20 protein-coding genes and 1 pseudogene are annotated in these 17,296 nt (G+C 58.7%); 9 read left to right on the top strand and 12 right to left on the bottom strand.

What is annotated here, in order from left to right:
- Window positions 1–15 precede the first annotated feature (15 nt).
- Complete coding sequence (locus KGFNPO_RS09165; protein WP_472630998.1) at window positions 16–444, bottom strand: universal stress protein; 429 nt, start codon at window positions 442–444, stop codon at window positions 16–18.
- On the opposite strand from KGFNPO_RS09165, the gene KGFNPO_RS09160 reads away from it, so the two are divergent.
- The gene (locus KGFNPO_RS09160; protein WP_472630997.1) at window positions 443–616 is read left to right on the top strand and encodes a hypothetical protein; all 174 of its coding nucleotides are present in this window, start codon (window positions 443–445) and stop codon (window positions 614–616) included. The genes KGFNPO_RS09165 and KGFNPO_RS09160 overlap by 2 nt on opposite strands.
- 177 nt (window positions 617–793) lie before the next feature.
- Here the strand turns inward: KGFNPO_RS09160 and KGFNPO_RS09155 are convergent, their stop codons facing one another.
- Entirely contained in the window at window positions 794–1,570 is a 777-nt protein-coding gene (locus KGFNPO_RS09155) for a slipin family protein (protein ID WP_472630996.1), read from the bottom strand.
- A gap of 2 nt (window positions 1,571–1,572) precedes the next feature.
- Complete coding sequence (locus tag KGFNPO_RS09150) at window positions 1,573–3,036, bottom strand: NfeD family protein (protein WP_472630995.1); 1,464 nt, start codon at window positions 3,034–3,036, stop codon at window positions 1,573–1,575.
- A 233-nt stretch (window positions 3,037–3,269) separates the two neighbouring features.
- On the opposite strand from KGFNPO_RS09150, the gene KGFNPO_RS09145 reads away from it, so the two are divergent.
- The gene (locus KGFNPO_RS09145; protein WP_472630994.1) at window positions 3,270–4,523 is read left to right on the top strand and encodes a putative Na+/H+ antiporter; all 1,254 of its coding nucleotides are present in this window, start codon (window positions 3,270–3,272) and stop codon (window positions 4,521–4,523) included.
- A 39-nt stretch (window positions 4,524–4,562) separates the two neighbouring features.
- Here KGFNPO_RS09145 and KGFNPO_RS09140 read toward each other — a convergent pair whose 3' ends face one another.
- From KGFNPO_RS09140 to KGFNPO_RS09110, 7 genes and pseudogenes are all read right to left on the bottom strand, one after another.
- On the bottom strand, window positions 4,563–5,414 hold the full coding sequence (locus KGFNPO_RS09140; protein ID WP_472630993.1) for an EF-hand domain-containing protein: 852 nt from the start codon (window positions 5,412–5,414) through the stop codon (window positions 4,563–4,565).
- Between the two features lie 300 nt (window positions 5,415–5,714).
- A pseudogene (locus KGFNPO_RS09135) lies at window positions 5,715–5,808 on the bottom strand ((R)-mandelonitrile lyase); the annotation flags it as partial.
- Window positions 5,809–5,969: 161 nt separating this feature from the next.
- Window positions 5,970–7,361, bottom strand: coding sequence for an MFS transporter (locus tag KGFNPO_RS09130; protein WP_472634437.1), 1,392 nt, complete (start codon window positions 7,359–7,361; stop codon window positions 5,970–5,972).
- A 246-nt stretch (window positions 7,362–7,607) separates the two neighbouring features.
- A complete protein-coding gene (locus tag KGFNPO_RS09125) occupies window positions 7,608–8,627 on the bottom strand; it encodes an aldo/keto reductase (protein ID WP_472630992.1) in 1,020 nt (339 codons plus the stop codon).
- Window positions 8,628–8,643: 16 nt separating this feature from the next.
- Window positions 8,644–8,874, bottom strand: a complete 231-nt coding sequence (locus tag KGFNPO_RS09120; protein ID WP_472634436.1) for a carboxymuconolactone decarboxylase family protein — start codon at window positions 8,872–8,874, stop codon at window positions 8,644–8,646.
- Window positions 8,875–8,973: 99 nt separating this feature from the next.
- Window positions 8,974–10,023 carry an NAD(P)-dependent alcohol dehydrogenase gene (locus KGFNPO_RS09115; protein WP_472630991.1) on the bottom strand — a complete coding sequence of 350 codons (1,050 nt, stop codon included), beginning with the start codon at window positions 10,021–10,023 and terminating at the stop codon, window positions 8,974–8,976.
- 70 nt (window positions 10,024–10,093) lie between these two features.
- Window positions 10,094–10,327: a hypothetical protein gene (locus tag KGFNPO_RS09110; RefSeq protein WP_472630990.1), complete on the bottom strand. Its 234-nt coding sequence runs from the start codon at window positions 10,325–10,327 to the stop codon at window positions 10,094–10,096.
- Window positions 10,328–10,329: 2 nt separating this feature from the next.
- On the opposite strand from KGFNPO_RS09110, the gene KGFNPO_RS09105 reads away from it, so the two are divergent.
- Complete coding sequence (locus KGFNPO_RS09105) at window positions 10,330–11,223, top strand: LysR family transcriptional regulator (protein WP_472630989.1); 894 nt, start codon at window positions 10,330–10,332, stop codon at window positions 11,221–11,223.
- Between the two features lie 325 nt (window positions 11,224–11,548).
- Here KGFNPO_RS09105 and KGFNPO_RS09100 read toward each other — a convergent pair whose 3' ends face one another.
- Window positions 11,549–12,406 (bottom strand): alpha/beta hydrolase, encoded by an 858-nt coding sequence (locus KGFNPO_RS09100; protein ID WP_472630988.1) that lies wholly within the window; start codon window positions 12,404–12,406, stop codon window positions 11,549–11,551.
- Between the two features lie 351 nt (window positions 12,407–12,757).
- Here KGFNPO_RS09100 and cobT point away from each other — a divergent pair, with 351 nt between their 5' ends.
- The 5 genes from cobT (at window position 12,758) to KGFNPO_RS09075 (ending at window position 16,396) form a co-directional block, all read left to right on the top strand.
- Window positions 12,758–13,801 carry a nicotinate-nucleotide--dimethylbenzimidazole phosphoribosyltransferase gene (gene cobT, locus KGFNPO_RS09095; RefSeq protein ID WP_472630987.1) on the top strand — a complete coding sequence of 348 codons (1,044 nt, stop codon included), beginning with the start codon at window positions 12,758–12,760 and terminating at the stop codon, window positions 13,799–13,801.
- Window positions 13,802–13,817: 16 nt separating this feature from the next.
- Window positions 13,818–14,627: an adenosylcobinamide-GDP ribazoletransferase gene (locus KGFNPO_RS09090; RefSeq protein WP_472630986.1), complete on the top strand. Its 810-nt coding sequence runs from the start codon at window positions 13,818–13,820 to the stop codon at window positions 14,625–14,627.
- A gap of 26 nt (window positions 14,628–14,653) precedes the next feature.
- Window positions 14,654–15,235 (top strand): histidine phosphatase family protein, encoded by a 582-nt coding sequence (locus tag KGFNPO_RS09085; protein ID WP_472630985.1) that lies wholly within the window; start codon window positions 14,654–14,656, stop codon window positions 15,233–15,235.
- A 139-nt stretch (window positions 15,236–15,374) separates the two neighbouring features.
- Complete coding sequence (locus KGFNPO_RS09080; RefSeq protein ID WP_472630984.1) at window positions 15,375–15,785, top strand: PaaI family thioesterase; 411 nt, start codon at window positions 15,375–15,377, stop codon at window positions 15,783–15,785.
- 248 nt (window positions 15,786–16,033) lie between these two features.
- Window positions 16,034–16,396: a carboxymuconolactone decarboxylase family protein gene (locus KGFNPO_RS09075; RefSeq protein WP_472630983.1), complete on the top strand. Its 363-nt coding sequence runs from the start codon at window positions 16,034–16,036 to the stop codon at window positions 16,394–16,396.
- Here the strand turns inward: KGFNPO_RS09075 and KGFNPO_RS09070 are convergent.
- A complete protein-coding gene (locus KGFNPO_RS09070) occupies window positions 16,382–17,002 on the bottom strand; it encodes a DUF2238 domain-containing protein (protein ID WP_472630982.1) in 621 nt (206 codons plus the stop codon). The two genes, KGFNPO_RS09075 and KGFNPO_RS09070, sit on opposite strands and share 15 nt — an antisense overlap.
- Window positions 17,003–17,169: 167 nt before the next feature.
- Here KGFNPO_RS09070 and KGFNPO_RS09065 point away from each other — a divergent pair, with 167 nt between their 5' ends.
- Window positions 17,170–17,295, top strand: a complete 126-nt coding sequence (locus KGFNPO_RS09065; RefSeq protein WP_472630981.1) for a hypothetical protein — start codon at window positions 17,170–17,172, stop codon at window positions 17,293–17,295.
- Window position 17,296: the final 1 nt, after the last annotated feature.

Here is a 17,296-nt window from a genome sequence, read left to right as displayed (position 1 = left end):
CGGCATGCCGTGCCCCTACTTGATCAGAGTCACCGGGACTTCAACCAGATGGATGACCTTGGCGGCGACCGAACCGACCATCACGTTGGCCACCGGACTCAATCCACGGGTGCCCATGATGATTGCGTCGCACTGGGTTTCGTGTACGTGCCGCGCAATTTGGTGGGCGGATGAGCCTGCGCCTGCGCACCAGCGGAGCTGGTATGGCACGCCTTCGTCGTCGAGGATCTGTTTGGCTGGTTGCAGAACGCGGTTGCTCTCGTCGGTTTGCATATGCTCGATTTCCTGCAAGGATAGCGACGCATGCAATTTTAGCGGTACAGCATCCTGCACATACAGCAGCTCCAGTTGCACATCGGAGCGCCTGGTCGCTACAGAGGCGGCATAACGCACCGCCCGTAATGCATTGTCCGAACCGTCGCAGGGTATCAATATTTTTCGCATGCTGGTTTCCTTCAGGAAGTGTTGGTCGGTGGTATTCGAGGGTGCGGTTGCACGCAGCACGCAGCAACGCGCCGCATCAGATGCGCCAAGGCTACTGACGCGTCCCAATATTCGTTTGATCCAGCGCAAATCGGTCCAGGCACTGGCAACCGATTCATTCTGGAAACTGTGATTTTTCCACGAAAGACACAAAATACATCAATACCTTGTATCGATACAGTGATTCATGCATTGAGTAATGAGATTGCGCTGCACGCTCTAGAAAATGTGCGTGCTTTCTGTGGACCAGGTTGTTATTCCGTTCCTGCCGGCCAGCACTGGTGCTTGCGCGTCGAAATATGCTTCGCCGTCATTCCTTTCGATTCGAGCGCAACTCAGCCATGCCGGTAAGCAGCTCAATCGGTAGTGGGAACACGATGGTCGATGATTTGTCGCCGGCGATGTTGGCCAGCGTTTGCATGTAGCGCAATTGCATAGCTCCTGGCTGCTGCGCCAACACTTGGGCCGCCTGCATCAATTTTTCCGATGCCTGCAACTCGCCCTCGGCGTGAATGACCTTGGCACGCCGCTCGCGCTCGGCTTCGGCCTGTCGGGCGATGGCCCGCACCATCGTCTCGTCGAGATCGAGATGCTTGATTTCAACATTCGAGACCTTGATACCCCATCCGTCGGTCTGGGCGTCGAGCACTTGCTGGATATCCATGTTCAAACGTTCGCGTTCGGCCAGCATGTCGTCGAGTTCATGCTTGCCCAGCACCGAGCGCAGCGTGGTTTGCGCCAGTTGACTGGTCGCTTCGAAGAAATTGACGACCTGAATGATGGCTTTCTCGGGATCGATCACGCGAAAGTACAGCACTGCGTTGACTTTCACCGAGACGTTATCGCGCGAGATCACGTCCTGCGTCGGCACGTCGTGCACGACAGTGCGCAGATCGACCCGCACCATCTGTTGAATCACCGGGATCAGGATTATCAATCCCGGTCCTTTTACCGCCCAGAATCGGCCCAACTGGAACACCACGCCGCGCTCGTATTCGCGCAGCACGCGAATCGAGGCAGCGAGCAGCGCAAGGACCAGAATGGCGAGACCAACAAATCCGAATCCGAATCCGACATTGAAAAACATGGTTATTCTCCTTTTTCGTTATTGCCGACGGGGACAACCTCCAGCACCAATCCATTGCGCGCCACGACCCGCACCTTCTGCGCGGGTTGCAGCGGCGTATTGCTGACCACATGCCAGGTTTCGCCACGCAATTGCACCCAGCCTTCGCGCTGTGTCGCTTTCACCACCTCCGCGACGCTGCCGATCAAATCGCCGGGACCGCTCACAACAGCACGCCGGCGCGTTTTCAACACGATGCCGACCATGGCTGCAAGCAGCAGCGCGCTAACTACCGCAATGGCGGCGATCAGTGCGAGCGGGATGCCGTAGCCGGGCAGCTCGGTGTCGATCAGGATCAGTGCGCCGGCCACGAATGCGGCAATGCCGCCCAGTCCGAGCGCGCCGAAACTGGGCAGGAATGCTTCAGCCACCATGAACGCCATGCCGAGCAGGATCAACGCCAGTCCTGCATAGTTGACCGGCAAGAGTTGCAATGCATACAGCGCAAGCAGCAGGCAGATGGCGCCAACCACGCCAGGAAAGGCGAGGCCGGGATTGGTGAATTCAAAGATGATCCCGTAAATTCCAATAGTCATCAGCAGCAGCGCGATGCTGGGGTTGGTGATGACGGCGAGCAGATTCGCGCGCCAGTCTGGCTTGGCATCATTGATAAGCGCGCCCCTGGTTTGCAGCAGCTTGTCTTGCCCAGCTACATTCACTTTCTTGCCGTCAAGCTGTTTAGCCAGTGCGGGAAGGTCGGCGGCGATGATGTCGATGACATGCAACTCCAATGCTTCTTGCGCCGGCAGGCTCACCGCCTCGCGCACCGCGCGCTCGGCCCACTCGACATTGCGGCCCCGCATTTGCGCCAGCCCGCGGATATACGCAGCGGCGTCGTTGACTTGTTTGCGCTCCATTGGCGATGTGTTTGGATTGTCTGTGGCGTCGGCGTCGGCGTCGGCGTCAGCCGGTTTCTTGCCCAGCACGGGCTTTTCAGGCTTCGGTTCCATCGGATTGCCGCCGATTTGCACCGGCGTAGCCGCTCCCAGATTCGTGCCCGGCGCCATGGCCGCGATATGGCTGGCATACAAGATGTAAGTCCCGGCGCTGGCCGCCCGCGCGCCGCTCGGTGCGACATAACTGGCGACCGGCACCGGCGACGTCAGGATCGCCTTGATGATGGCGCGCATCGAAGTATCGAGCCCGCCCGGCGTATCCATCTGCAGTATCACGAGTTGGCTGCCGTCCTTGGCGGCGCGCGCGATGCCGCGTACCACGTAGTCGGCACTGGCCGGGCCGATTGCACCATCGATCGTCAGCAGCGTTAACGGCGCGGGGGCGGCAGTGGCCAGCAAGGAGCATGTGGTCAACAGTAACGCGATAAATGCATGCAGGAGGCTATTGAGGCTATTTGCGGTCGCCATGCCCCATGTTCGGCGCAACGCAGTGCCGGCGTCAAAGGCAACAACCTGCTCCTGTGGAAACATGGTTTGCTCCTGAACACGGAAACCGGTTTGCAGGTCGAGATTGAAACTACTGAGATAGGAATTACTTTCTCATTCTCACGCACATCACTGCCCTGGACTTGCGTGAAATCAAAATCCCGCTTGTTTGCCGTCTAGCCCGGCGGGAAGGGGTTGCTTTTGCGCATTGTGGTCCAGCGTCGCAACGCCGATATTGCGCCATAATGAAAAACCAACTAAACACTACCAAGAGAAAAATGGACAACATCAATATTATTGCGGCCGTTATTTTCGCTATCGCGTTGGTTCATACCTTTGCCGCAAAATACTTCGAACGCCTTGCCGATCGTCATTCCAAACATGCCGGCTTGTTTCATCTGCTGGGCGAAATCGAAGTAGTTTTCGGATTCTGGGCTTTTATTCTGCTTGTCATCATGGCGCTGGCCGTGGGCGGAACCGAGGCTATCGAGTATGCGGAATCGCGCCAATATACGGAACCCATGTTCGTGTTCGTCGTCATGGTAGTGGCGGCGTCGCGGCCGGTTTTGGAAACGGTGAAGGGCCTGGTGGCCGCGATCGCGGCGCTGGTTCCGGTGAATTCTGCTGTCGCCAGTGTCTGGCTTGGACTCGCGCTGGTGCCGCTGATCGGTTCGCTGATTACGGAGCCTGCCGCCATGACGCTGGCTGCGCTGATTTTGGCGCCGCAGGTTTTCCGGCAAGGGATTCCGGAGTGGCTGAAATACGGCGCTCTCGGCGTGCTGTTCGTGAACATATCCATCGGCGGCACCTTAACTTCGTTTGCCGCGCCGCCGGTACTGATGGTGGCTGCCACCTGGCAATGGGATAGCCTTTTCATGGCAACCCATTTTGGCTGGAAAGCCTGCCTCGCGGTCATTATCAACGCGACCGTCGTTACCTTTTTGTTACGCAGCCATGTCGCCAACGCAAAACAGGATCACGCTGCAGATACGGAACTTGCAGTGCCATGGCTGGTACGTGCCATTCATCTGTTGTTCTTGGCAGCCGTTGTCATCTTTGCGCATCATCCGGTGGTGTTCATCGGGCTTTTTCTTTTCTTCATGGGATTCACCCAAGCCTACGCACAATATCAAAACCCGCTGATCCTGAAAGAGGGCCTGCTGGTCGGTTTCTTTCTTGCCGGTTTGGTGGTTCTGGGAGGGATGCAACAGTGGTGGCTTCAGCCGATTGTCTCCAGCCTTGAACCGACTGCGCTGTTCTTTGGCGCACTGGGATTGACCGCCATTACCGATAATGCGGCGCTGACTTATCTGGGTTCATTGATCGAGGGCATGTCCGATCAAGCCAAGTACATGCTGGTTGCCGGCGCGGTGGCTGGCGGCGGTCTCACCGTAATTGCAAACGCCCCCAACCCTGCCGGCGTGGCATTGCTGCGTAGCGGCTTCAACGATGCGTCAATCGGGGCTGGCGGCTTGTTGCTGGGCGCACTATTGCCAACGATGGTGGCGGCGCTTTTCTTCTTAGTGCTGTAGCCGGTTCTTGCCGCGTCCGGCCCCGTTGGGTGCCGGACATCAAGCCGTTACCGAAACCCCGTTAGTCCGCGATTGGGTCGAATCCTGCTCAGATTTTCCGTACGCTTCTAACAACTGCATCACCATCTTCTTGACTGCGGCATTGCTGTCCTCCGTGTCGGTGGCGGATGTGCTGTCGGTGCTGCTATCGGCTTGCAGCGATGCCAGCAATTCCATCATGCTGACCGTGCCATCCTGATTGGTGTCGGCCGCATCGTAGATCGTGCTTGCAGAACCAGAACTGGCGCTGCTGTCGGACCCGCCGCTAGAGGCGGATGGCGGTGGCGCTCCTCGTGCCGATTGCACGCCGGAGTTGCTTTCGATTGCGGTGCTGGCGTCGCTGGTGTTGTTTGCAGCAGCGGCTGTCTTGCTGGCTTTGTCGAAGGACATGGCCTCTGCGCCGTTAACCTTGCCATCGCTATTGGTATCGGCCTTGTCGAAATTGTTGGCAATGCTGGTCATAAGATCGGAGCGCTTGCTGTCGCTGGTGCCGATTTCCTTGGCCATGCTGGTCAGTTGTTCCTGTGTGAAGCCGGTATCCTCGCCGCCTTTGCGAGCGCTGCCTGTGCCACTCATGCGGGACTGGTTGAATTGGCTGTCGAGTGCATTGGCGAGTTTGGCCACGCCATCGGTCATCTCCTGTTCAGTGATTTTGCCGTCGCTATCACCATCGAGCTGCTTGAAAATTGCATCGACGTTGTTGCTGGTCTTGCTGGTGCTGCTCGATGTGGCATCCGCCGATATCTGATCAAACGCAGATTGCAGTCCCGCCTTGTCGATATAACCCTGGTTTTTCGTATCCACTTTGGCGAACAGATTCTTCACCATGCTGGATGTATCAAAACGTTGCATTACTCCTGATCCACCGCCCACGCTGCCGATAGCACTCATAACAATCCCCTGGTTGTGTTTAAAGACTGCAGCGTAAATACGGTCTAGCTGCAGAATATTCCAATTATCTCAAACCAATGTATCGGCAATATTTCCTTTTTGTAACAAAGTTGATACAAAGAAACTTAGTGTGAGTACTCAACGGGAAATGGCAATGCCGGCAATCAAGCCGCCTTCATCGGCATTGCGCAAATGTACCGTGCCGCCGCATTGGCGCGCGGCCTCGCGCGCAATCGACACTCCCAGACCTACGCCGCCTCAGCGCTGTATTCGGCCGGAGTCGGCAGTCACGATCAGAGTCTGGCCCAAGAGGGTAGGTATGCCATGCGGAACGGGCACCTGGTTCAAACGTAACTCAAACGTAACGTAGGCGCCAGAGGTACGAGAGTGATCGTTTTTTCATTGGTAACGGTCGGGTGACTACCTGATACCGAGGCCGCTCATACTTCGTATGTTTGGGCGAACGTGCAAGCGACATGGCAGCCGCAGTCAGCAGTTTCATTTCGATTCTTTGATTTAGTGACTGGTTTTCCCGGCCCTTCGGGGCTGGGTGATCAAGGCAAAAACAATTGCAAGGGCGATGGCCATCATTGCCGTGCCGGCGGTGAGCGCGGCCGCAACTTGATGCGCGAGTATCTCCCCGACGTCGAGCCTGCCGCTGCCGGCGGCCGTGAATACGACCACGAGCACGCCGAATCCGAGTGATCCGCCGAGCTGGTGAGCGACATTCACGAGCCCGGAGGCAGCACCGGCGTCTTTGGCGGCGACCCCCGCGACGCCTGCGACGGTCAGCGGGCCGAGCGAAAGGCCTTGGCCGATGCCGATCAAGATCATCGGCAGTGCGACGCCAGTGAGGTAGGCCGTGTCGACCGAGACGCGGCTGAGCCAGGCCATTCCGATCAGCGCAAGTGTGAGCCCTGTTGCGAGCACGCGTCCGTTGCCCATCCGCTTCGTCAGCATCGGGGTGGCGATGGCGGCCGCGAAGTTGGGGAGGGTCGTCGGCAAGAAGGCCAACCCAGCCTCGGAAGGGCGGTAACCGAGCACACCCTGGAGGAACTGGGTCGTGAAGAACCAGAAGCCGACCATGGCGCCAAGAAAGAGGAGGCGGGCTGCGTAGGCGGCAGTGCGCTCGCGGCTCGCGAACAGGCGCAGCGGCATGATCGGCTGCCGTGCCCGCGATTCGATGAAAGCGAACAGGACAAGCAGTATGACGCCCGCTGCGAGCGTCACGACCGTGACGCCATCACTCCAGCCGGCAGTCGCCGAGCGGACGATGCCGTAGACGAGCGAGGTCATGCCCACGGTCGAGCTGAGTGCGCCTGCAAGGTCGAACGCGCCGGAATGCCGCTCTGTCTCGGCGATATAGCGCTTCGTGGCGAGCACCAAGGCGATCCCGATCGGCACGTTGATGAAGAACCCGGCGCGCCATGAGAGCCAGTCCGCGAGGACGCCGCCGAGTACAAGGCCGATGCTGGCGCCGACACCGGCGGTGGCGGCGTAATAGGCGACCGCGCGCGTGCGTTCGGGCCCATCACGAAAATTCGTCGATAGCAAGGCCAGCGACGAAGGAGCCAGGATCGCAGCGCCGACACCTTGAACCGCGCGGGCGCAAATCAGCCAGGAAGATGACTGTGCCAGACCGATAGCGAGCGATGCGGCAGTGAATAGCGCCAGTCCAACGACAAACAGGCGGCGGCGGCCCAGGATGTCGCCGGCGCGCGCGCTGAGCAAGAGCAAGCCGCCGAAGGCGAGCGTATAGGCGTTCTGCACCCAGGAAAGCCCGGTGTCCGAGAAGTTGAGACCGCCCCGGATCTTCGGCAGCGCTGTGATGACGATCGAGATGTCGAGCACGATCATCAGGTAGCTGACGAGGATGATGGCAAGCACGGGTGCAGTGCGAATCCGCATGCCGGCATGCAGGCCAGCCTGGAGGGGTGCGCGGTTTGTCATGAGGTCTCCTCGTAGGATGAGTGCAAGGGCGGTCGCCTATGGCGGAGGACGCGCTTTCGGCACCGAATTAGCTCGCGGAATCGACAGCCACGGCGCTTGATTTCTCTGCGCAGTCCGATAGTCCGGCTTCGACCAAAATCTAACGTGGCTGCCGAAGCCGTCTGTTGAAGGTGCGGTTAGCATCACCACGGCGCCGACCGGTACTCAGCCGTTGGAAGCGGCAGCACGCGGGACCCGGCCCGTCACCGGGTACTGTGGATCGGTGAACCCTGGGGTGGACGGGTGTCCCGGTGGCACGAGTCTGTCGACCAGCGCCTCGTCTTCCGACGTGAACGGGGTGTTCAACGCTTCCAGGTAATCGTCCCACTGCTCCAGGGTACGCGGCCCCGCGATGACGGAATTCACCAGAACATTGTTGAGCACCCAGTTGAGCGCGAAATGCGATACCTTCCCGCCGCGCGCGTCTGCATGCGCTTTGATCTCTTGCGCCAGTCGGATGGACTCCGGCCGCAGCTCCGTCTGCAAGGTGCGCCTGTCGTTGCGTGCGGCGCGGCTGCCTTCGGGTAGCTTGTCGATACTCGCGTACTTTCCGGTGAGGACACCGCGGGCGAGGGGGCCGTAGGGAACGATGCCGACACCGTAAAATTCGCATGCGGGAAGGAGTTCGAGCTCGGGCATCCGGTTCATCGCGTTGTATTGCGGTTGGCTTGCCGCCGGTGCGTCGATGCCGAACTCCTTGCAAAGACGAACCACTTCTGTCAGGCGCCCGGCGCGGAAGTTCGTAACACCGAAGTAGCGGATCTTGCCTTGATGGATCAGGTCGGCCAGCGCGCGCACTGTCTCTTCCAGCGGCGTGGTGGCATCGTCGCGATGGAGGTAATAGAGGTCGATGTAGTCGGTGCCGAGCCGCCGCAGGCTCTGCTCCGCGGCACGCATCAGGTACTTGCGGGAGAGATCGCCTGGAAGCGTGGAGTCGACCGGGTAGCCGACTTTGGTGGCAATGACCCAGCGATCCCGGTCGGCCTTCACCGCCCGGCCGACGATCTCCTCCGACTTGCCGCCGCTGTATGCGTCGGCCGTGTCGATGAAGTTCACGCCGGCCTCCCTTGCTTTGTCGACTATGCTCCGGGACGTGTCCTCGTCGGTCTGGTCGCCGAACATCATCGTTCCCAGGCAAAGCGGGGATACTTTCAGGCCGCTGCGGCCCAGTCTGCGGTATTCCATGTATTGCTCCTGATTGCTAAAGTTGCTTGGTGCCGAGCAGCTCTTTTGCTCGCACAATGGCCGACATCGCGTGCGGCCAACCGGTATAGAACGCCAAGTGGGTGATCAGCTCCTCCTTCGTGACCCCGTTTTCGATAGCACGCGGGAAATGAAAGCGCATCTGCTCGCCCTTTCCGCGGACGACCAAGGCCGCGCAAGTGACCAAACTGCGATCTCGTTTCGAGAGCTGCGGACGTTCCCCACACATCGCCGAACAGTACCTCGTCGCCGAAGGCCTGTTGCGCGGCGTTGAGAGTCTTGTCGGCATTCATTTTCAATTCTCCTTACGCGCCGGCCGATGTCGCCATCAGCCCTTTAGTGAAGCCATATCGATTACAAAGCGGTACTTCACGTCGCTCTTTTGCATGCGCTCATACGCTGCGTTGATGTTCTGAATCTTGATCACTTCGATGTCTGAGGTGATGCCGTGCTTGCCGCAGAAATCGAGCATTTCCTGGGTCTCGGCGATGCCGCCGATAAGCGAACCCGCCACCGATTTGCGCCCCAACACCAACGGGGCGGAATTCAGCATGGGATCGAGTTCACCCAAGTACCCAACCAGCACCAGCGTTCCATCCAGCGACAGTGTCGGCACATACGGGTTGAGATCGTGAACATAAGGCACTGTGTCGAGGATCAGGTCGAACCGCCCCTTCACCCCAGCCATTTGTTGTGGGTCGGTGGATAGCACGATATTGTTCGCGCCCAAGCGCCGCGCATCCTGCTCCTTCCCAGGCGAGCGGGTGAACAGCGTGACGTCGGCGCCCAGGCCTTTCGCCAGTTTCAGCGCCATATGGCCCAGCCCGCCCAAGCCGATGACCGCGACCTTGCTGCCCGCGCCCACCTTCCAGCGGCGCAGCGGCGACCAGGTAGTGATCCCCGCGCATAGCAGCGGTGCGGCCGCCGCCAGATCCAGGCCTTCGGGAATCTTCAGCACGAATTTTTCCGACACGACGATCTTCTCGGAGTACCCGCCGAAAGTCGGCAGCTGGTCGTGACGATCAACCCCGTTATAGGTGAGTGTCGGGGACTCGTCGCAATACTGTTCCAGCCCGCGTGCGCACGCCGCGCAGTGCTGGCAGGAGTCGACCATGCAACCGACGCCGACATGGTCGCCACGTTTGAAGCGACCCACATCCGCCCCGACACTGATCACGCGACCAATGATTTCATGGCCGGGCACAACCGGATACATCGTGTTACCCCAGTCATTTCGCGCGTTATGCAGGTCTGAGTGACATACGCCACAGTAGAGGATTTCGATGACCACGTCGGTTGCACGCTGTTGCCGCCGCTCGAAGCGAAAGGGAGCCAGGTCGTCCGTGGCCGAGTGTGCGGCGTAACCAAGTACATTCATAGTTTTTCCTCATTGATGATGTTTAGAATTGGGTGCCGGTGCTGACACCTGTTGACCTCGTCGGCGTAACTCAGCGGTCGATCAGCTTCATGTGGTCTTCCGAAAGCCGCGCTCCTTGCACCGTGATCTTTGAATATGCTGACTCGATCTTACGGAGGTCGTCGGCTGTCAGTTCGATATCGGCCGCAGCGACGTTCTCTTCCATACGAGCGAGCTTGCGGGTGCCCATGGCTGCGTACTTTACCGCGTCGGGCGGCCCTTGATAAGACGATATAATCGGCATAGGCTTATGAGTGGAATTCATGAATGGCGCGCGAAAATTTCAACGATCTCCTTGCCTTCGTCGCGGTAGCGCGCGAGGGGAGCTTTACCAGAGCGGCTGCGCAGCTTGGGGTGTCCCAGTCGGCGTTGAGCCACACCATCCGTGGCCTGGAGGCAAGATTGGGGCTTCGCCTGCTGACAAGGACCACGCGCAGCGTTTCTCCCACCGAGGCAGGCGAACGCCTGTTCAGAACCGTGGCGCCCCGCCTCGACGAGATTGCGGCTGAGGTGGCAGCCTTAAGTGAACTTAGGGACAAGCCAGCAGGCAACATACGCATCACGGCTGCGGAGCATGCAGCAAACACCGTCCTCTGGCCCAAGTTGGCCCAATTCCTGCCGCACTATCCGGACATTAAGGTCGAGATCGCCGTCAACTATGGTCTGATAGACATCGTCGCCGAGCGCTACGACGCCGGCGCACGCCTCGGCGATCAGGTGGCAAAGGACATGATCGCGGTGCGCATCGCGCCGGACTTGCGCATGGCCGTGGTTGGGTCTCCGACCTACTTTTCAAAGCAGCCGCCGCCCCAGGCGCCGCAGGACTTGGCGGCACACGACTGCATTAATCTGCGGCTGCCAACCTATGGCGGCCTTTATGCTTGGGAATTCGAGAAAGACGGCCATGAACTGAACGTACGCGTTCAAGGCCGGTTGGTATTTAATAGCAGTCCTCCGATCCTCAGGGCGGCACTGGCCGGATTCGGCATGGCCTACGTACCTGAGGATATGGCTCAGAAACATATCGCCGAAGGACATCTCAGGCGGGTGCTCGAAGAATGGTGTCCGGCTTTTCCGGGCTATCACCTCTACTACCCGAGCCGCCGTCAATCCTCACCGGCTTTTGCTTTGCTGGTTGATGCGCTGCGCTACCGGGCTTGACGCCGTGCCTGCTGCCAGTGGCAAACACGGGGGTATCGAGACCAACCCTATTGCAGCAGCGGATTCGCTCCTAATTTCACGAGACGATTTAATCTGCGCCTCGGTATTCCTTCAATCGGACGTATGGGTATGGTTGCAACCTTCATCGAATGTGCATTACAGAGCGGCGACTACTGCACACCGTGATGTTTGGCAGGAATCTCTACTACACAATTTTTAGTGGAGTATGCAGTAAAACATGCCACTTTCCGCTTATTTTAATTGCGTATTGTAAAAATACAATGGCATGTATTTAATTTTTTCTACAAATCGCCCGGAACCTCTTTCAACGCGCTTTCAGCCCCGCCACAAGTTTCACGACCGCCTCGAACAGCGGGTGGCCGTGCGTCGCGAATGCATCGCAGACGGTCAGGTGGTTTTCGGTGGCTAGCGCGATATTGCCGAGGTGGCTGGCTTTCCAGGTTTGGCCAATCAATGCGTTTTGCCGTTTGAATTCATCCGACTCACCGTCGCCGACCGCACTCAGAAAAGGCGTGTGATGCGCTTGCGGCAGCCAGGCTGGCGACAGCAGGGCGGCGCGCGGCGCAGTCAGTTGCAAATCTGCATTGACGAAATCGGCGTGCAGCAGCGGGTCCAGATCATAGACACCGGACAGCAGCACGCCGCCCTTGATCAGGTCTGCCGGCAGTTCCGGGTCGAATGCCGGCCAGATGGCCGCCATCATCATCGCCGCCAGATGCGCGCCGGCCGAATGGCCGACAATTACAATTCGCTGCGGGTCGAAATCGTATTGCTCGGCACGCCGGTACAACCAGGCCAGTGCGCGTAGCTGCTGGCGCGTGATGTCTTCGATAGTAGCGTGCGGCGCCAGCGTGTAATTCAGCAGCGCGACATTCAAGCCAGCGTCCAGATAGGGCGGGGCGATGAAGGAGAAGTTCGCTTTGTCCAGCGAACGCCACCAGCCGCCGTGGATGAATACCAGCAGCGGCGCGCCACCCCGCGTGGCCGGGAAAAAATCCAGCCGTTCGCCGGCCGACTCGCCATAAGGGAGGTCGTATAAGCCGAGTTTGGTGCGTCGTACATGGGCCGAATCGCGAACCCAGCGGGTAAAGATGCGGGAATGCTCGGGAATCATCGCGCGCGCGTCGTATTGCTGACTGTAATATTCTGTCGGGTTTTTCATGGCAAGGGTTTGGTCGGGATCAGGGGCAGGGCAGGGTTCAATGCGCAAGGATAACGCATTGCCGCATCGGTATTTGCAGTTTGACGCACTTGCCCAGCTTGCCTACACTAGCAGCCTGCCGGTATTACTTAACTGATGTTATGCACTTCCCAAGCAGAACGAGCCGGAATCGGTAGGTCGGGTTAGCGATAGCGTAACCCGACATTCTCAGCCGCAAATGTCGGGGCAGTTTTGTAGGTTCCGCGATGAAGCCGCTAACCCGACCTACAAAACTGCCGGCATTACCTAACAGCAAACCCAGCAAACCCGTTTCGCAGCCGCGACCGGGACCACTAACAACCCATCATTCTCATGTCAACATTTGCCAAGATCAATTCCACCTTCGATATCGCGCTGTCTTCGCAGTTGGACGCAGCCATCAACAACAAGACCAAGCCGCTCGGCAGTCTGGGCCTGCTCGAAGCGCTGGCTAAACAGCTGGGCCTGATTCAGCAGACCACGCAGCCGGCCATACGCCAGCCGGCGATCATCGTGTTCGCCGCCGATCACGGCGTCACTGCGGAAAATATTTCAGCCTATCCGCAAAGCGTGACCTGGCAGATGGTGGAGAATTTTTTGACGCAAGGTGCTGCCATCAACGTCTTTGCGCGCCAGAACGGTTGTGCATTGCAGATCGTCGACGCCGGCGTGAATCACGATTTCGGGCCGCGTGACGGCTTGATCGACCGTAAAGTTGCGCTGGGTACGCACAATTTCGCCCGGCAGGCGGCGATGAGCGCAGACGAGTGCATGAAAGCGATGCAGCACGGCCGTGCGCTGGTGGCCGCGCTGGACGGCAATGTGGTCGGTTTCGGTGAAATGGGCATCGGCAACACCACTGCCGGTGCTGCGCTGATGCACAAGATGAGCGGCATCCCGGTAGCCGATTGCGTCGGCGCCGGCACTGGTCTGGCCCCTGACGGCATTCAACACAAGCGCGAAGTGATTGAGCAGGCGGTCACATTCCACGCCGGCATACAGGTACAGGAGCCGCTGGACGTGCTCGCCACTTTCGGCGGTTTCGAGATCGCGATGATGGTTGGCGCGATGCTGGGAGCGGCTGAACGCCGCATGACAGTGCTGATCGACGGCTTCATCGTCACTTCCGCGTTGCTGGTGGCGGCGCGGCTGCAACCGGCGCTGCTGGACTATTGTGTGTTTGCACATTGTTCCAATGAGGGCGGGCACCCGCGCATGCTGACCCACCTTGGCGTTAAACCGTTGCTGCAACTAAATCTGCGGCTGGGCGAGGGTACCGGCGCGGCGTTGGCTTTGCCGTTGTTGCAAGCCGCGGCCAATTTCCTGTGCCAGATGGCGACTTTCGAATCGGCGCAGGTCAGTGAACAGACGGAATAACACAATAAATTCTCCGATGCCATCCACTGCATACCAGCCGCCAGGCTTGATTAATCGCTGCCTGCATCAGTTGCGGCTGTTCTTTATCGCGCTGCAATTTTTCACGCGCATACCGATTCCGCGCTGGGTCGGGTTCGAGTCCGCCTGGTTGCAGCACGCGGTGCGCTATTTTCCGGCTGTCGGCTGGGTGGTGGCGGCAGTTGCCGCCGCCGTGTATGCGTTGTCGGCGCTGCTGTGGCCGCAAGCGGTGGCGGTGCTGTTGTCGACCATCGCCGGCATTTATCTGACCGGCGCTTTTCATGAAGACGGTTTCGCCGATGTTTGTGACGGCTTTGGTGGCGGCCTCACGCAGCAGCGGGTGCTGGAAATCATGAAGGATTCCCGCGTCGGCGCATACGGCGCAATCGGCATCGCGCTGTTGCTGGCGCTCAAATGCGTGCTGCTCTCCAGCCTGCCAGGCGCGAGTGTCGTGATTGCGCTGCTGCTGGGACACACTTTGTCGCGCCTGTTGGCGACTACGTTGATTTGGCGGCTGAAGTACGCAAAGGCAGAAGGCAAGGCCAAGCCGCTGGCACAAGAAATGTCATCTGCCGAATTTTTGATTGCAGCGCTGACAGTTGCACTGCCGGCGGCCATCGCGCTGGGGTTAGGCAGGATCGCGTGGCAAGGGCTGCTGGCCGGCGCAATCTGTGCGGCGCTGGCAACGGTTTTTCTTGCGCGCAAGTTCGTCCAGCGTATCGGCGGCTACACCGGCGATTGCCTGGGCGCGGTGCAGCAAGTGGCCGAAGTCGCGTTTTATCTCGGCCTGCTGGCCGTCGTGGTGTAAGCAGAAACAGGAGCAAAAACGAGGTCATGCGCATTTATCTGATTCGTCATCCTCGACCAGAAGGTGCGCTTGATATGTGCTACGGCCGCAGCGACTTGACGGTGTCCAGCCAGGAACAAGCCACAACGCTGGCGGCATTGCTGCCGCAACTGCAAGCGTTGCCGCCGACGACGCCGATCTTCAGCAGTCCTTTATTGCGTTGCGCGACGCTGGCGCAGCGATTGTCCGGTGCACGCGGCGCTGCTGCGCCGCAGTTCGATGCGCGCCTGGCGGAAATGGATTTCGGAGCCTGGGAAATGCGCGCCTGGGATGCAATTGCGCGGGATGAAATCGACGCCTGGGCTGCAGACTTGACCCACTATCGCCCCGGCGGCGGCGAAAGCGTGCTGCAGGTGGTCACGCGGGTACACGCCTTTTATGCCGATCTGGCGCGCTTGCCGTTTGAATCCGCAATCGTGCTGTGCCATGCCGGCATCATTCGCCTATCGCTGGCTTGCCAACCGGGCCGGTCGATGGAAGACATTGCCGCCGTTGCCGCCGGCAGCGCGCACCAAATCGCTTACGGCGCGTTATTCGTGCTGGACTGGCCGCAGGCCGGTTTTCGATAATGTGAAAGTCGCGTAGCGACGTATTTTTCTCCCTTCTCCCACTTGTGGGAGAGGGGTCGGGGGAGAGGGAAATCATGGGCGCAGCCGTGACCAGCGTATTCATGTAAAAATGATCGTCCAGCCATTTTTATTTAAAGCCATGACTACAGACGCGCTCCACTTCAACGACATGCAAGAATCCTATCTGCCCGGCCACCTCGGAGTAGAAATCCTCAGTGTCAATAATGAAGGGGTTGACGCCAGAATGACGATCAAGCAGCATCATCTGGCCCCCAACGGTTATCTGCACGCCGCCTCAGTAGTGGTGCTGGCCGACACCTGCTGCGGCTACGGTTGCATCGCCAACCTGCCGCAAGGCGCGCAAAGCTTCACCACGATCGAACTCAAAAGCAACCACCTCGGCACCGCCCGCGACGGCGTCATCCGCTGCAAGGCAAGCCCGGTTCACCTCGGCAAAACCACCCAGGTCTGGGACGCCACCGTCACCAGCGAAACCGGCAAAACCATCGCGCTGTTTCGCTGCACCCAGATGGTGTTGTGGCCAAAATAAACGTGCGGTGGGAAGTGGACGTACCTGTTCGCCTGCCATGACTGAAAAATATACTATTAAGTGTATTTTAAAAGCCGCATTGAATATATGCGGGAATGCCAATGTTTATGGCTATACTCCTGCCTTACTTGCGTCCAAGGCAGGCGCCGGCAAGCCGCGCTGCTAAACAAATATGATATTTATGTTTTAATCTTGTCTGCAATCCAGCATCGGACAGACCGCTGGTTTCAGTTTCCTAAGGATCAAGAATGGCCAAAAATTATCGCGATATCACCCAATCCGTCTCCGAATCTCTCGCCAAATTGCGCATCGATACGCCGGAAGTCATGAAAGCCTTCGGCATGCTGGCTCAGGCCGCCACCAAAGACGGCGCGCTCGACAAGAAAACCAAGGAATTGCTGGCGCTGGCGCTCGGCATTGCCGCCCATTGCGACGCCTGCATCGGCTTCCATGTGCAGGCGCTGGTCAAACTCGGCGCAACCCGCGCCGAAGTCGAAGAAACCCTGGGCATGGCGGTCTACATGGGAGGCGGTCCATCGCTGATGTACGCGGCCGATGCGCTGGCGGCGTTTGAACAGTATTCAAGCACTGCCACATCAAGTCCGATTTAAAGTAAGCAAGCGCATTTGCCGATCCTGCAATCTCGACAGCAGCGCCAGACCTGCCAGCGCCCCGATCATCGCCAAAAACATGTCCGACTGGGTATCCCACGGATCGCCCTGGGTGCCGAGGAAGGCGTCGGCATCCTGCCCTATCGCCAGCGCCACCCACCACTCGATCAGCTCATAAAAGGCGCTGATCGCCAGTGCCACGCAGACAGACAGAAAATCCGTCATCCTGGGCCCGGACACATAAGAGCCGCGCAGCAGGATCTCGCGCGTCATCAGCACCGGCACCAGGCCCTGCATGAAATGCCCGATCTTGTCGTACGGGTTGCGCTCCAGCGCCAGCACGTCTTGCATCCAGAAACCGAACGGCACCCGTGCGTAGGTATAAGTGCCGCCCACGATCAACACCAGCGCATGCACGAAAATCAGGCCGTACAACAGACCCGTCAACGGAAAACGGCGGTAAGTCGCTGTCAGCAGCGGCAATGCGATCAGCACCGGCGCCACTTCCAGCAGCCAGGTGGCACGGTCATACGCATTGCCAAACGAAATCGCCATGATGACGATCAGCAGCAAGCCGGACAGGATGAGAATTTTTTCACGGGACATGGATGGAGCGCGCTGCGCGTTGGTTGTCAACGCGACAGGATAACCGCTGAAGGCGGCGGTCAGGCCGTAAGCGGCCGGCGCTATGAATTACGTCTTACCGCATAAAAAATATACCAGGTAGTGTATTTTTAAAATCGCATTAGATATATGCGGGAATGTTTATTTTTATGACTATACCCCCGTATTTTTTAGTTAGTTATTTTTATGTCGAAGGCAAGAAAAGAGCAGTCAATGGATTGGATGGCCTGTTGTTGGCGTTGGCGATGGATGTCACGGTAAAGAATCTAAAATAAA

It is taken from the genome of Gelidimonas diazotrophica (assembly GCF_055694025.1).
The sequence above is the reverse complement of the archived record's forward strand: the minus strand, read 5'-3'. Positions and strand labels throughout refer to the sequence as shown.

Coding starts and splice junctions, on each gene's coding strand:
- KGFNPO_RS09115 (WP_472630991.1), bottom strand. CDS start 10,023: ATGAATGTACTTGGTTACGCCGCACACTCGGCCACGGACGACCTGGCT.
- KGFNPO_RS09100 (WP_472630988.1), bottom strand. CDS start 12,406: ATGAAAAACCCGACAGAATATTACAGTCAGCAATACGACGCGCGCGCG.
- cobT (WP_472630987.1), top strand. CDS start 12,758: ATGTCAACATTTGCCAAGATCAATTCCACCTTCGATATCGCGCTGTCT.
- KGFNPO_RS09130 (WP_472634437.1), bottom strand. CDS start 7,361: ATGCGGATTCGCACTGCACCCGTGCTTGCCATCATCCTCGTCAGCTAC.
- KGFNPO_RS09165 (WP_472630998.1), bottom strand. CDS start 444: ATGCGAAAAATATTGATACCCTGCGACGGTTCGGACAATGCATTACGG.
- KGFNPO_RS09065 (WP_472630981.1), top strand. CDS start 17,170: ATGACTATACCCCCGTATTTTTTAGTTAGTTATTTTTATGTCGAAGGC.
- KGFNPO_RS09085 (WP_472630985.1), top strand. CDS start 14,654: ATGCGCATTTATCTGATTCGTCATCCTCGACCAGAAGGTGCGCTTGAT.
- KGFNPO_RS09080 (WP_472630984.1), top strand. CDS start 15,375: ATGACTACAGACGCGCTCCACTTCAACGACATGCAAGAATCCTATCTG.
- KGFNPO_RS09110 (WP_472630990.1), bottom strand. CDS start 10,327: ATGAATTCCACTCATAAGCCTATGCCGATTATATCGTCTTATCAAGGG.
- KGFNPO_RS09105 (WP_472630989.1), top strand. CDS start 10,330: ATGGCGCGCGAAAATTTCAACGATCTCCTTGCCTTCGTCGCGGTAGCG.
- KGFNPO_RS09150 (WP_472630995.1), bottom strand. CDS start 3,036: ATGTTTCCACAGGAGCAGGTTGTTGCCTTTGACGCCGGCACTGCGTTG.
- KGFNPO_RS09090 (WP_472630986.1), top strand. CDS start 13,818: ATGCCATCCACTGCATACCAGCCGCCAGGCTTGATTAATCGCTGCCTG.
- KGFNPO_RS09070 (WP_472630982.1), bottom strand. CDS start 17,002: ATGTCCCGTGAAAAAATTCTCATCCTGTCCGGCTTGCTGCTGATCGTC.
- KGFNPO_RS09125 (WP_472630992.1), bottom strand. CDS start 8,627: ATGGAATACCGCAGACTGGGCCGCAGCGGCCTGAAAGTATCCCCGCTT.
- KGFNPO_RS09140 (WP_472630993.1), bottom strand. CDS start 5,414: ATGCAACGTTTTGATACATCCAGCATGGTGAAGAATCTGTTCGCCAAA.
- KGFNPO_RS09160 (WP_472630997.1), top strand. CDS start 443: ATGCTGGTTTCCTTCAGGAAGTGTTGGTCGGTGGTATTCGAGGGTGCG.
- KGFNPO_RS09145 (WP_472630994.1), top strand. CDS start 3,270: ATGGACAACATCAATATTATTGCGGCCGTTATTTTCGCTATCGCGTTG.
- KGFNPO_RS09155 (WP_472630996.1), bottom strand. CDS start 1,570: ATGTTTTTCAATGTCGGATTCGGATTCGGATTTGTTGGTCTCGCCATT.
- KGFNPO_RS09075 (WP_472630983.1), top strand. CDS start 16,034: ATGGCCAAAAATTATCGCGATATCACCCAATCCGTCTCCGAATCTCTC.
- KGFNPO_RS09120 (WP_472634436.1), bottom strand. CDS start 8,874: ATGTGTGGGGAACGTCCGCAGCTCTCGAAACGAGATCGCAGTTTGGTC.